This is a genomic window from Novipirellula herctigrandis, from assembly GCA_007859835.1.
GTDB classification, from domain to species: domain Bacteria; phylum Planctomycetota; class Planctomycetia; order Pirellulales; family Pirellulaceae; genus Novipirellula_A; species Novipirellula_A herctigrandis.
The window spans coordinates 629,230-640,842 of sequence record SJPJ01000001.1 but is presented as its reverse complement, the minus strand read 5'-3'; the positions used below and the strand labels follow the sequence as shown (position 1 = coordinate 640,842).

The following is an 11,613-nucleotide window of genomic DNA, read 5'->3' as shown; positions in this document are numbered from 1 at the left end:
GGCTAGCCTTCGACGATCGCAAAGCCAAGTGTCTCTGCGATTTCTTCGAGCAGCTTGTTTTGGATTCGTTTGCGCAGAAACTTAAGAAACGGCAATTGACGCGTGATTTCAAATAACAACGATACTCGCGCGACCGCGAATAGCAGATCCGTTTGCTCGTCAATGCGGCAACAGATCTGGGCACCAATATAATTGGTAAACACAAACGGCTCGACCGATACCACGTCTTCGCTGCGGATTTGGTATCTTGCGGAGATGCCTTCTATTAGCAGTCGACGGTTTTCTTGGTCCATATAGATAAGGACGAAGTCGTCACCGTCAATCGAGATTGCTTGTTTCGTGAGATCACCATCTGATAATTCTGCGGAGCGTACTCCAGTGGCCGAAGCGTATCGGCGAAGTTCGCTGCCTCGATCGCCAAGGAACATCGACACCAGTTGTTTGTCAAAGAGCGATGGGGCAAAGAAACATCCGACGCCTAGAATTCCGCAGAGCGAGCCAACGACCATTGGCAGGACGCTTTCCATAAACGGCCCTTCTTTTTCGACTAACGATGTCAGCCAAACGGCCAAACCGAGCAGTGCAAAACCAACGACCAGAAAAACCAGCATGGCTTTACCAGGGGTAAAGCCAACGACGGGGCGAGCGGCGATGGGCAAGCAAAACGATTTTGGGATCGTGAAAATGTCATCGGGAATAGCGTTTGGAAATAGCTCCAATGAGGATTGAATTGCGGGGTATCGGAAATCCGCTTCCCAGGTTTTTGCAGCCATGGAATTGTTTGTGTTGACTGTGAGCGTTGAGCAGGAACGTTGAGTTGATGACGTGATTATAGCCCCGAACGAGGGACGGTTGGTGTCCGACCTTGTGAGTGCGCGGAGCAAGCCCCCGGCACGAGCTATTCGACTCGTTCGACTGTTCCGATCCCGTGTCCATTGCCGATTTGGTGTTGCAAGAGGAAAAGTTCTGAACAACAGCACGAGTTGGTCGACAGTTTGGCCGGTCGACAGTTTGGCCGGTCGACAGTTTGGCCGGTCGACAGTTTGGCCGGTCGACAGTTTGGCCGGTCGACTGTTTGGCCGGTCGACAGTTTGGCCGGTCGACAGTTTGGCCGGTCGACTGTCCGTACGCATCCCCTGCTGTTAACCTACAATACGAGCAACGACGGAAAACACATCCTGATTGTCTATAAAGGTCTTCCCACGCATGATTACTCTCGAAGGTTTCGGCAAAGATTATGGCGACTTTACCGCGGTCGACAGCATCGATTTGCAGATCGAAGCAGGCGAGACGTTTGGATTCATCGGCCCCAATGGGGCGGGCAAGAGTACGACGATTCGGTTTCTAGCGACCCTGCTTCGCGCTTCACGTGGTCGTGGCGAGGTCGCCGGATGTGATGTGATGGGTGATCCGGTCGGAGTTCGGCAAGCAATCGGCTACATGCCCGACAACTTTGGTGTGTATGACGGCATGCGAGTTTGGGAGTTCTTAGACTTCTTTGCAGTCGCCTACCGAATTGGAAAAACGGAACGCAAAAATATCATCGCCAATGTTCTCGAACTATTGGACTTGGGGCACAAACGCGACGACTTTGTGAACGGGTTGTCGCGAGGAATGAAACAACGGCTGTGTTTGGCAAAGACTCTCGTTCACGATCCGCCGGTGTTGATTCTCGATGAACCCGCCAGTGGTTTGGATCCGCGCGCTCGGATCGAAGTAAAGGCACTCCTAAAAGAACTTCGCAAGATGGGGAAAACCATTCTCATTAGCAGCCATATTTTGACGGAGCTTGCCGACTGTTGCACCTCGATTGGGATTATCGAACGAGGGCAATTGTTAATGAGTGGTCCGATCAGCAGCGTCTATCGCCAAATTCGACGCAATCGAATTATCGAAATCGAATTTTTCGCCAATCAAGATGCGGGATTGTCGATTTTGAGAAGTTGTCCTGCGCTGCGATCGGTCGAACAGGAACCAGAAGGTCGCGTGATTGCGGAATTGGATGGCGACGACGAAGTGGTCGCAAGTTTGATGGAACAGTTGATTCGCGAAGGGGTTCGAATGCGATCCTTCAATGACCGCGATCCAACCCTCGAAGACGTCTTTATGACGGTTACAAAAGGGTTGGTGACCTAGCCTGTTGAATGCACACTCTGTTACGAGTTTGCCGGCGTCTCGCTGGGACGCTCCATGGAGTCCTTCGGATTCGCGGGTGCGTCCATGTACGGATTCGTGTGCATACTCGGTGGATTTGGGGCTGCCATGCCAGGGATTACTTGGCTGCCACTTCGACCGCTTTGACGTTTGTCCTGGATTCCCGGAGCTAACCGAACAGGTGTCAAGTCAACGGGGATCTCGACCATTTCCGGTTCCGCCTCTTGTACACATGGTGTCGCTCCGCACGTTGGTTCATCCGGAGTGGGAATCTCGAACGAGATCTTTTCGCAACCGGTGCTGATCGCAAAGGTGACGACGACTAAAACGGCAAAAACCATCGATCGGTTTCGCGGAAATGGTCTCGAAGGATGCATGGAAATCTATTTGGATAGGGCCGTGGGCGAGCTGTGTGAGCGAATTTGCGGCTAGGAAAGCTTAGGTCGCAGTTCTTCCCAAGGGTTGCCAAAAAACCGAGAGCCAACTCGAACCGAATGTGTAGGGCGAAACAGAATCGCTATGACCCGTAGAAACCCATCTCAAAATGCGTTTGTCGGATGTCGAGGGCCCACGGTTGCAGATAATGTTAACTGAAATCGGTCCTGTTTCAATCGCCATTTGTTTGCGAATCAGCGGACCCACTGTTTGGTCGAACCAGCTACATGTGTGTTCAGGAATTTCGAGCGGTTGGCCCTTTTTCGGTTGGCCCTTTTTCGCCTCGGCTTCGAAACAACCGAGATTGTTTGATATGTTCGCGCAGGTGTTGGCGGCACTTTGTGGCGAACGCTTTCACTTCGTCAGTTCGGTAATCGGGATACGTCCATCGATGGTCGGCCCACCGGCGATGGACATAAGTCAAAGTGACCTCCGCAAATATGCCATCGCGTAAATAGATGCGATGGTCGCGATCCTTCGTTGTCGCCAAAACCAATTTCGCTTGAGTCACATAACCGCAATCCAAGTTCAAAGGACGTGGTTCGCAAAAGTCGTGGTCGTTGGAACATGCTTGTTCCCATTGGTTCGTCGTCGTCTTCCAATCCGCTAGCGGTGCAGGATCGCATGGAGGTCCCAAAGCGACAATCGTCTTTTGTAGTCCCTCGCCCATTTGCTTTCGGTAGTATCCACCTGCCTCGAACGGCATTAAATCAGTTGCAACGTGAATTTCGCCCCACTGTTGGTTCAGTGTCTCGATCGCCCATTGACGAGCCTGTGGATGTCGGGAAATGACCGCACAAATTCGGATGACGGGTTCAACCAATTCAATCTTTGCCATTGTTTGCCTCTCCTGATGCTAAGCAACCTAATCGTGCTACACTTTAACGGGCATGCCGATTTGTTGCTATTCGGCCCTATTCATTCTCACTAGCCAAAACTCAACCATGCACCCTTGGATTGCCGACCGTACCACGACCTTTGACAGTAGTGGAATCCGCAAAGTTTTTGATCTTGCGGCGAAGTTAAAGGATCCGATCAATTTGTCGATCGGTCAGCCTGATTTTGACGTTCCCGACGAGGTTAAAGAGGCTGCGATTGAGGCAATCCGAAACGGAAAAAACAGCTATTCGCCGACGCAAGGAATTGGGCCCCTGCGTGAGGCACTTCGCGAAGAAGTGCAAGCGAAGTATCCGCATGAGGACCGAGATGTTTTTGTCAGCAGCGGGACTAGCGGTGGGTTGATGTTGGCGATGTTGTCGATGATCAATCCGGGTGACGAGGTCATCTATATGGACCCGTTCTTTGTGATGTATCCCGCACTTTTGAAAATGTGTGGTGGGGTCGCGGTACCGGTCGACTCGTATCCTGATTTTCGGCTCGATGTCGAGAAGATCAAGGCTGCGATCACGCCACGAACAAAAATGATTCTGGTCAATTCACCCGCCAACCCGACGGGGGTGACTGCGACGGCGAGCGAATTGAAAGCGGTCGCACAATTGGCAGCCGAAAAGAACATCGCAGTGCTTTCGGACGAGATCTACAGCCGGTTTTTCTATGACGGCACCTTTGCCTCTCCCGCTTCGTACAATGACCAAACGATCGTGATCGATGGGTTTAGCAAAAGTCACGCAATGACCGGTTGGCGAGTTGGCTATGTTCATGGACCTAGCGAGATCATTCGAACGATGTTAAAGATTCAACAGTACTCGTTCGTTTGTTCACCGCAGCCGGCACAGTGGGGAGCGCTGCGCGCGATGGAAGTGAGCCTTGATGGCCATATCGAGGCTTATCGCAGGAAACGCGATTTCGTTTACTCTGCCCTTGCCGATTGCTATGAGATCGCTAAGCCAGGGGGCGCGTTCTATATGTTCCCCAAAGCACCGACAGATAGCGGCGAGGCCTTTGTTGAACAAGCGATCAGTCGCGGTTTGCTGATCATTCCGGGCAACATCTTCAGTGCCCGAGATAGTCACTTTCGAATCAGTTTCGCGGCAAGTGACGAACAGCTAAAGCAGGGCGTCGATATCTTACGCTCGCTGGCCGGCGTGTGACGGTAGGGCGTGTGACGGTAGGACGCCAACCAGCAGCGCAAGTTCGTTGTCTTCCATTGGGGCAACCTGTTCACTGCGCCAAATCGTTACCCGGTCGATTGGGACCGGGATTATGTCGATTGGGACCGGGATTATGAGGTAGTCCACGGTTATTTCCCGTGGCTATTCTCCATCGTGGCCAACGTTGCTACGAAGTGCGTACTGGCCGGACTTTCTAAATGCATCGCGGCGAATAATGGCAATCAGACCGTTGAGCGTCCGCGTGGGGGCGACTGGGGTGGGGGGCACGTTCGGTTTCTCAACCGTGGATTCCTGAACAAGGCCGCGTGGTTTGGCAATGTCAATGAGAGCGGGCATGGTGTCCCCTTTGCGGGAGAATGACGAATGAGAAGAAAAGACGAAGAGAAAAAATTTGGCTTTTGGTTCCCAATTTGAACAAATCGGGAAACCAAAAGCTGCTTATGGATAGTACGCGTAGCCTCCAAAATCATGCCGCACAAAAGCGATGCTTTTGTCTCTGTTTTTATCCTGCTGAGGTGGCGGTTTGTTCAGGTTTGGCTGTGCCGTTGCAGCGCGTTCGTGATCTGTGTTGCCAGCGAAACGCTCGGCTCGACCGACTTAGCCAGTCGGAAAGATAGCCAGTCGGGAAGAGTGGCGGGTCAGAGCGTCGAGGTTTGGGCACGCGAGGTTTGGGCACGCGAGGTTTGGGCACGCGAGGTTTGGGCAGTCGAGGTTTGGGCAGTCGAGGCGATCGGCAATCGCTTATAACAGGTTGCGGAGCCAATTCGATCGCGATCCAAAATATGTCCCATTCCGGTAAGCACTTCGCTGCATCCAACGAACAACCGTCCGTTTTCGGAGAGCCGATTGGAGAGCATTTCAAACGTGCGAAGTGGGTCATCACCAGAAAAATAGATGACGACATTGCGACAGAAGATGATGTCGAACAATCCGTCGGGTTGCCGTCCTGACAGGAGGTTGCCGATTTCGAATCGGACCAAGCGTTTCACCTCATCATTGATTTGCCATCCATCGCCAACACGCTTAAAAAAGCGACGTTGTTGGCTGTCACTGATGCCGCGTCGAAGTTCATGATCTTGGAAAATTCCTGTTCTAGCCTTTTCGACGGAGTTAGGCGAAACGTCCGTCGCGACAATGGAAATATCCCAGGTGCTAAGGTTCGCAACGGACTCGATTAGCGACATGGCAATGCTATACGGTTCTTGCCCAGTGCTGCACGCTGCTGACCAAAGTCTCAAACGTTTCCGTCCTCCTTTGGCTTGTGTTTGGATTTCAGGGATGATGTGTTTTGTTAGAGCCTCGAATGGTTGCCGATCACGAAAGAAGAGTGTTTCGTGAGTGGTCAAGGCATCGACGATTCGGTCGCGAATGTATCCGCCACCTGAGGCTTTGGAGAGTCGCAAAAGCTCGCCAAGTTCGGTTGTGTCAAGTTCGCTCATCAGGCCACGCAGTCGGTTCTGTACCAGATACGTTTTCGAAGGCGATAATGTGACTCCGCACCACGCTCGCAAGTTGTCGCAAAGTTCAGAGAAATAGACGTCAGCCGTGATCATGCTAAGGCTCCACACTGCGCGGAAGATGCCGTGTTCGTGCCAAGCCGAATGATGCCATTTTGGATTTGGTCGAGCGAAAGAATGTCGTCAGCTAGGTCCGATTCAATCACTCGTCGAGGCATTCCGTAGACGGTACATGTTGCCTCGTTCTGTGCCCAAACACATCCGCCCTGTTTGGCGATTAGTTCGGAGCCCGCTGTTCCGTCGCTGCCCATTCCGGTCATCACGATGCCTAGAACACTCCGCCCATAGTGGATGGCTGCTGACTCGAATAGATAATCGACGCTTGGTTTGCAATTGTTGACCGCCGGGGCATCATTCACTTCGATTTGGCATTTGGGTCCGGTCTTGCTGACTCGCATTTGTTTGCCGCCGGGGGCGATGTACACCGTGCCTGGTTCGATTGGGCTGCCGTTCACGCCCTCAACCACATTAACATGGGAAATACGGTCAAGGTCTTCGGCCATCGTACGAGTAAAAATGGGCGGCATATGTTGAACGATCATCACGGGAACGGAGAGATTGGCTGGCAGTTCAGGGATCAGAGTCCGGAGCGCCTTTGGGCCACCGGTCGAAATGCCGATGACGATCGCTTCGAGCCGATCACTTGGGCGTCGGCATCGAGACTTGGGGCGTGTGTCAACCTCCGTCGTCGGTTTAAGCGTCGAAATTTTTCGTGCGGTCAGGCTTGGTGAAGCGGCCACGGAGGATGACGGTCGTTGGTGCAGAACCGCGATACGCTGTTGCAATTGCGAGTGCAATTCCTTTGCATTAGCACGCGGGTCGTCGTGGCTCGGTTTAAGAACAAAATCGAACGCGCCGTTATTTAACGCCTGTGTCGTGACACTTGCACCTCTTTCGGTATGCGAACTGACCATGATCACGGTCGTTTGGATTCCCGCATCGCGGAGCGCAAGAAGTACCTGCAAACCGTCAAGACCAGGCATTTCCACATCCAACGTCACTAGATCAGGTTTGTACCGTTTGATCTTCTGGACAGCTGACAAGCCATCTTTTGCGATGCTAATGACTTCAACATCTTTGATCTTTGCCAAAGAGTCTCGAACGGCTTTTCGAAATACGATCGAATCGTCAACGACGATGGTACGAATTGCCATGATTGTCAATTCCCGCAATTGCTACAGGGTGTGGAGGCTGGGTCTGGGCTAGGGCGAAAAACGTCCCTCTGTGGTCGCTTCCGGTCACGGTTGGGGATCGGTTGGGCATGTTCATTGTTGACTAAATTGCCGGCGATCAGTCTTGATGCATAGGCATCAGCAAGAGTCACGTCTTTGGCGTCATCTCTTGCTTAAGATTCCGGTTTGCAAGATTGCACGTGCCAACACCAATCAACGAGGTTTCTAGGCGGCTTCCGTCTCGCTCGATTGTTCAACGACTTCGAGCAATTTTGTGGCATTCAAGATGACAACAAGCTGTTCGTTTCGCAAAACCACGGCATCAATCAAACGACGATCAACGGATCGAACATTCGCGGGTTTTTGCGATAATTCATCTTGGTTCACGGTCAGTATGTCTGACACTTTGTCAACCAACACGCCGATGCGTTCTCCACCAATATTGAGCACTAAGTTGCGTCGATCCTTGGGGGCGGTGTCGGCGGCAATGCGTAGTATTCGATGTGGGTCGAGGACGGTGACAACGTCACCTCGCAGATTCACGACGCCGTGAATCATCGGTGAGGCACCAGGTACCTTGGTTACATCCAAGTGAGGATTGATCTCTTGGACAAATGCAATATCAATTCCAAATGCCGTGTCACCTACTGAAAACGTGACGAGTTGGCGGACGTCTTGAGCCGTCGTCGCAGCTTCATTGCTTGTGTTATTCACTATTTTTGGACTCCGGAAGTGTGTTTGGTGATACTGGCGAGTAGATCAGGCTTGTTCATTTTGACTTGATAGTCATCGACGCCAGCTTCTCGGCCACGTTGGACCGACTCTTCGTCGGCGAGGCTTGTCAGTGCGATAATCGGAAGTGTTTCGAATCGACCGTCGGCGCGAACGCGGCGCGTCAATTCGACGCCGTCAAGCTCTGGCATTTCCACATCGGTCAGCAGCAAGTCATACTTGCCTGGGTGTTCACTTAGGGAAGCCCAGCCCGCTTCGCCATGTTCGAAACTTGATACTTGGTAGCCTTCCTCTTGCAGCATCCTGGATAGGAAGTTGCGGAAGAACGGACTGTCTTCGCAAACCAAAATCGAGGTGTTTTCTCGTTTGGCTTGTTGATCTTCGGCGTGAGAGGAAAACCACTCTGGACGCGCGATCTGAGTTAATCCGTAAAGGTCAAGTAGTCGCGTCGGACGCTCATCGATGACCGCAATTCCTGCTACACCGTCGGCACGGCAAGTGTCGTCGCCAAACAGCAAATCACATTTGCGGATATCGTAAAGGTTCGGTGCAATTAGTCCTACTTCGTGGCCGTATACTTTGAACACGATCACGTGAACGAACTTGGTCTCGTCCACGCTGTTGACGGGGACGACTTCATCGACGCTAACCAGCGGAAGTGTGCCGCCTCGGTATTGCAGGACTCGATGCTTGCCGACCCGTTCGATCGCCTCGTGAGCGACTCGTTCAATTCGGCTAACGATATCCATCGAAATGGCGAAGTGGTCTTCAGGGCCAACCGACAACAACACCAACCGTTGAACATCGGTTGTTGTTTTTTCCCCAGCACTGGATGTTTCGGTCTGTTCACTGGATTCGCTGTCACTAGTCAGTTTCACTTGGCTCGAAATGCCCGCGGCATCTAAGATCATTGCGACGCGGCCATCTCCGAGAATGGTTGATCCGGCCAACAGGGGTAGATTCGACAAGTGCCGCCCAAGCGGCTTGACGACGATTTCTTCACTGTCGAGCACTCGATCCACTGCCAGTGCAAATTGGCGACGGCCTGCTTCGACAACCACCAATTGGCATTCTTGTTTTGACGAACCTTCTTCGCTTGGATCGGTCTCATCGATGAGCTTCAGCGTGTCTGAAACCCGAACCAAGGGGATCAGGTTCCCGCGGAGCCGGAGCACCTCGGCTTGGTTGACTCGTTCGATCCGCTTCTCGCGGCCATCGGTTTGGACCAATTCGACGATGTTGGTTTGCGGTAGTGCATATCGTCGGTTGTCGACCGAGACGATCATGGAGGGCACAATTGCCAGTGTGAGTGGAAGTGTGATGCGAATCGTTGATCCTGAGCCCAATTCTGATTCGATTTCGACGGCTCCACCAATCTGTTCGATATTGGTACGGACCACATCCATCCCGACACCACGCCCGGAGACGTTCGACACTTCTTTTGCAGTCGAAAATCCTGGAGCAAAAATTTGGTTGATCGCGTCTCGATCGGTCAGTTGCTCTGCCGCTTCGGCGGAGAGCATTCCTTTTGCAACTGCGATTTCGCGAAGTCGGCTTGGATCCATTCCTCCACCATCATCGACGATTTCAATCACGACTTTTCCAGCCTGATGGAAAGCGCGAAGTTCGACCGTTCCCACGGCCGGCTTTTGCGCGTCGATTCGATCTTGAGGCAACTCAATTCCGTGATCGCATGAATTGCGGACTAAATGTGTCAGGGGGTCGGCAATTGCCTCGACAATGGTCTTGTCGACTTCAACGTCGTTCCCTTCCATCTTCAAGTTGATTTGCTTGTTGAGAGATGCGGAGAGATCGCGAATCACGCGTGGAAACTTGTTGAACACGTTCCCGATGGGTTGCATCCGCGTCTGCATGATCGTCGTTTGCAGTTCCGTCGTCACCTGGTCAAGGCCGTTGGCGATCGCATCGAGATTGGTGCCACTGCGAGACTGTTCGTTAAGGGCGCGGAGCAATTGGTTGCGACTGAGGACCAACTCGCCTGCAAGGTTCATGAGACGATCGAGAACACGCACTCCAACTCGAATTGTTGCTTCGGCTTGGGGGCTAGTTGTTTTTTTGGGAGAGTCGGGGCCGTTGCCGTTTCCGGGAGCTTTTTTGGCTGCGGGTTTAGACGGGGGCGATTTCGACTTTGATGTTTCGGTCGCCGCAGGCTTTGCGGTGGTGCCAACGTTTACCGCATCGTTCACTGCGGATTCAACCGACTCAAGCGATGCTTCCGCTTGCGCGGCTTGTTTCTTTGCGGGGGCCGCTTTGCGACGGCGTTTTGCAGTCGCGGTCTTGGTCTTCGTGGTTGTCGTCTTCGTGGTTGTTGCACTGGATTTGCTGTTGGCAGCTTTCCGTGCACGTGTTTTGCGAGTTTTGGTTGCTGTTGCGGTGGGAGCTGCTTCGCATGATTCTTCTGCGTCGACCATTTGTTCGGTTTGTGCTGCCTTGTCCGAATTTACGGTTTCGTCAGTCGATGATCCGGCTAGGACGGCGTCGAGTTGTTCGCACAATGCGGTGTTGTCGGTTTCGTTACTTGTATCGATTGATTCGATAAGGTTGCGAAGGCAATCGGCCCCCTTGAGCATCACATCGACGTTGAAAGGATCAGGGATGAGTTGATGGTCGCGGACTTTGCCGAGAACATTCTCAAGGCGATGTGCGACTTGGTTGATCTGTGTAAGACCAAGAAAGCCGGCTGCACCTTTGACCGAGTGTATCGCCCGAAAGACGTTATTCACCAAGTCATCGTCAATCAATTCCCCCATTGCTTCGATCTGCAACAATTGCATTTCGATGCCACCGAGATGCTCTCTCGCTTCTTCAACAAATTCGTTTAGTAGTTCTGTATCGTCCATCTAGTTTGTCCCCCCTTAGCGTTTGCCTCTTTGAACCATTCAATAGGTAACCTAAGAAATTGTGTTGTGTCTGATAAATCGGCAAATTTTGCCAACATTGCATTGCTTTGCTAACTGGCATTATTTGTGTGCTATCGTTGAGTAAGTCACGTAGCGGTTCGCGGGCTGTTTACACACAAAGAGAGTATTAGGATTCTACCAATGAAGGTACTGTTGGTTGATGATTCAGGGGTAATGCGAAAGATCATTGCACGGAGTCTAAGTAGCCTGTGGATCGACGAAGTTGTTGAAGCAGGTGATGGAGTTGAGGCGCTCAAGGCCTTTGGCGATGGCAACGGTTTTGATCTTGTGCTAACCGATTGGAATATGCCGAACATGAATGGCCTTGAATTGGTGCAAGCCATTCGAAGTGCCGGTCATAAGGTGCCGATCATGATGATTACGACGGAAACCGAGAAGACACAGGTTGTGAAGGCGATTCAAGCCGGAGTAAACGACTACTTGGTTAAGCCATTTGACCAAGACATGTTGCAGATGAAACTGACACGTGTCCTTCCTAACCCTGAGGCGGTTTAGTAGGTCGGATTGTTCAATCCAACATTTGATCTCACATTTTGAAGAGTTATTGGGGCTCTCGGTAGCATCAAGTGCAATAGAGTTATTTGCTTAT

The 11,613-nt window shown here is 52.0% G+C and carries 11 protein-coding genes; 3 read left to right on the top strand and 8 right to left on the bottom strand.

All coding sequences use genetic code 11. The features are described 5' to 3' along the window. Positions 1-2: 2 nt before the first annotated feature. Positions 3-773, bottom strand: a complete 771-nt coding sequence (locus tag CA13_RS02210; RefSeq protein ID WP_146394392.1) for an MFS transporter — start codon at positions 771-773, stop codon at positions 3-5. Positions 774-1,206: 433 nt separating this feature from the next. Here CA13_RS02210 and CA13_RS02205 point away from each other — a divergent pair, with 433 nt between their 5' ends. Continuing rightward, positions 1,207-2,136 (top strand): ABC transporter ATP-binding protein, encoded by a 930-nt coding sequence (locus CA13_RS02205; protein ID WP_146394389.1) that lies wholly within the window; start codon positions 1,207-1,209, stop codon positions 2,134-2,136. 20 nt (positions 2,137-2,156) lie between these two features. Here the strand turns inward: CA13_RS02205 and CA13_RS02200 are convergent, their stop codons facing one another. Both CA13_RS02200 and CA13_RS02195 read right to left on the bottom strand, forming a co-directional pair. Continuing rightward, positions 2,157-2,531 carry a hypothetical protein gene (locus CA13_RS02200; protein WP_146394388.1) on the bottom strand — a complete coding sequence of 125 codons (375 nt, stop codon included), beginning with the start codon at positions 2,529-2,531 and terminating at the stop codon, positions 2,157-2,159. A 293-nt stretch (positions 2,532-2,824) separates the two neighbouring features. Continuing rightward, the gene (locus tag CA13_RS02195) at positions 2,825-3,427 is read right to left on the bottom strand and encodes a DUF4416 family protein (RefSeq protein WP_146394386.1); all 603 of its coding nucleotides are present in this window, start codon (positions 3,425-3,427) and stop codon (positions 2,825-2,827) included. A 106-nt stretch (positions 3,428-3,533) separates the two neighbouring features. On the opposite strand from CA13_RS02195, the gene CA13_RS02190 reads away from it, so the two are divergent. Beyond that, positions 3,534-4,640: a pyridoxal phosphate-dependent aminotransferase gene (locus tag CA13_RS02190; RefSeq protein ID WP_146394384.1), complete on the top strand. Its 1,107-nt coding sequence runs from the start codon at positions 3,534-3,536 to the stop codon at positions 4,638-4,640. Between the two features lie 162 nt (positions 4,641-4,802). Here CA13_RS02190 and CA13_RS02185 read toward each other — a convergent pair whose 3' ends face one another. The 5 genes from CA13_RS02185 to CA13_RS02165 all read right to left on the bottom strand — a co-directional run bounded on the left by CA13_RS02185 (position 4,803) and on the right by CA13_RS02165 (position 10,943). Further along, positions 4,803-4,997 (bottom strand): hypothetical protein, encoded by a 195-nt coding sequence (locus CA13_RS02185; RefSeq protein ID WP_146394382.1) that lies wholly within the window; start codon positions 4,995-4,997, stop codon positions 4,803-4,805. 302 nt (positions 4,998-5,299) lie between these two features. After that, complete coding sequence (locus CA13_RS02180; protein ID WP_146394380.1) at positions 5,300-6,214, bottom strand: CheR family methyltransferase; 915 nt, start codon at positions 6,212-6,214, stop codon at positions 5,300-5,302. Then, positions 6,211-7,332, bottom strand: a complete 1,122-nt coding sequence (locus CA13_RS02175) for a protein-glutamate methylesterase/protein-glutamine glutaminase (protein ID WP_146394378.1) — start codon at positions 7,330-7,332, stop codon at positions 6,211-6,213. The genes CA13_RS02180 and CA13_RS02175 overlap by 4 nt, the downstream gene beginning before the upstream one ends. 243 nt (positions 7,333-7,575) lie before the next feature. Beyond that, positions 7,576-8,064: a chemotaxis protein CheW gene (locus CA13_RS02170; protein ID WP_419193839.1), complete on the bottom strand. Its 489-nt coding sequence runs from the start codon at positions 8,062-8,064 to the stop codon at positions 7,576-7,578. Next, a complete protein-coding gene (locus CA13_RS02165; protein ID WP_146394374.1) occupies positions 8,064-10,943 on the bottom strand; it encodes a hybrid sensor histidine kinase/response regulator in 2,880 nt (959 codons plus the stop codon). The genes CA13_RS02170 and CA13_RS02165 overlap by 1 nt, the downstream gene beginning before the upstream one ends. Before the next feature lie 201 nt (positions 10,944-11,144). Here CA13_RS02165 and CA13_RS02160 point away from each other — a divergent pair, with 201 nt between their 5' ends. After that, positions 11,145-11,519, top strand: a complete 375-nt coding sequence (locus CA13_RS02160) for a response regulator (RefSeq protein WP_146394372.1) — start codon at positions 11,145-11,147, stop codon at positions 11,517-11,519. Positions 11,520-11,613: the final 94 nt, after the last annotated feature.

Coding starts and splice junctions, on each gene's coding strand:
- CA13_RS02180 (WP_146394380.1), bottom strand. CDS start 6,214: ATGATCACGGCTGACGTCTATTTCTCTGAACTTTGCGACAACTTGCGA.
- CA13_RS02190 (WP_146394384.1), top strand. CDS start 3,534: ATGCACCCTTGGATTGCCGACCGTACCACGACCTTTGACAGTAGTGGA.
- CA13_RS02200 (WP_146394388.1), bottom strand. CDS start 2,531: ATGCATCCTTCGAGACCATTTCCGCGAAACCGATCGATGGTTTTTGCC.
- CA13_RS02160 (WP_146394372.1), top strand. CDS start 11,145: ATGAAGGTACTGTTGGTTGATGATTCAGGGGTAATGCGAAAGATCATT.
- CA13_RS02205 (WP_146394389.1), top strand. CDS start 1,207: ATGATTACTCTCGAAGGTTTCGGCAAAGATTATGGCGACTTTACCGCG.
- CA13_RS02195 (WP_146394386.1), bottom strand. CDS start 3,427: ATGGCAAAGATTGAATTGGTTGAACCCGTCATCCGAATTTGTGCGGTC.
- CA13_RS02175 (WP_146394378.1), bottom strand. CDS start 7,332: ATGGCAATTCGTACCATCGTCGTTGACGATTCGATCGTATTTCGAAAA.
- CA13_RS02185 (WP_146394382.1), bottom strand. CDS start 4,997: ATGCCCGCTCTCATTGACATTGCCAAACCACGCGGCCTTGTTCAGGAA.
- CA13_RS02165 (WP_146394374.1), bottom strand. CDS start 10,943: ATGGACGATACAGAACTACTAAACGAATTTGTTGAAGAAGCGAGAGAG.
- CA13_RS02210 (WP_146394392.1), bottom strand. CDS start 773: ATGGCTGCAAAAACCTGGGAAGCGGATTTCCGATACCCCGCAATTCAA.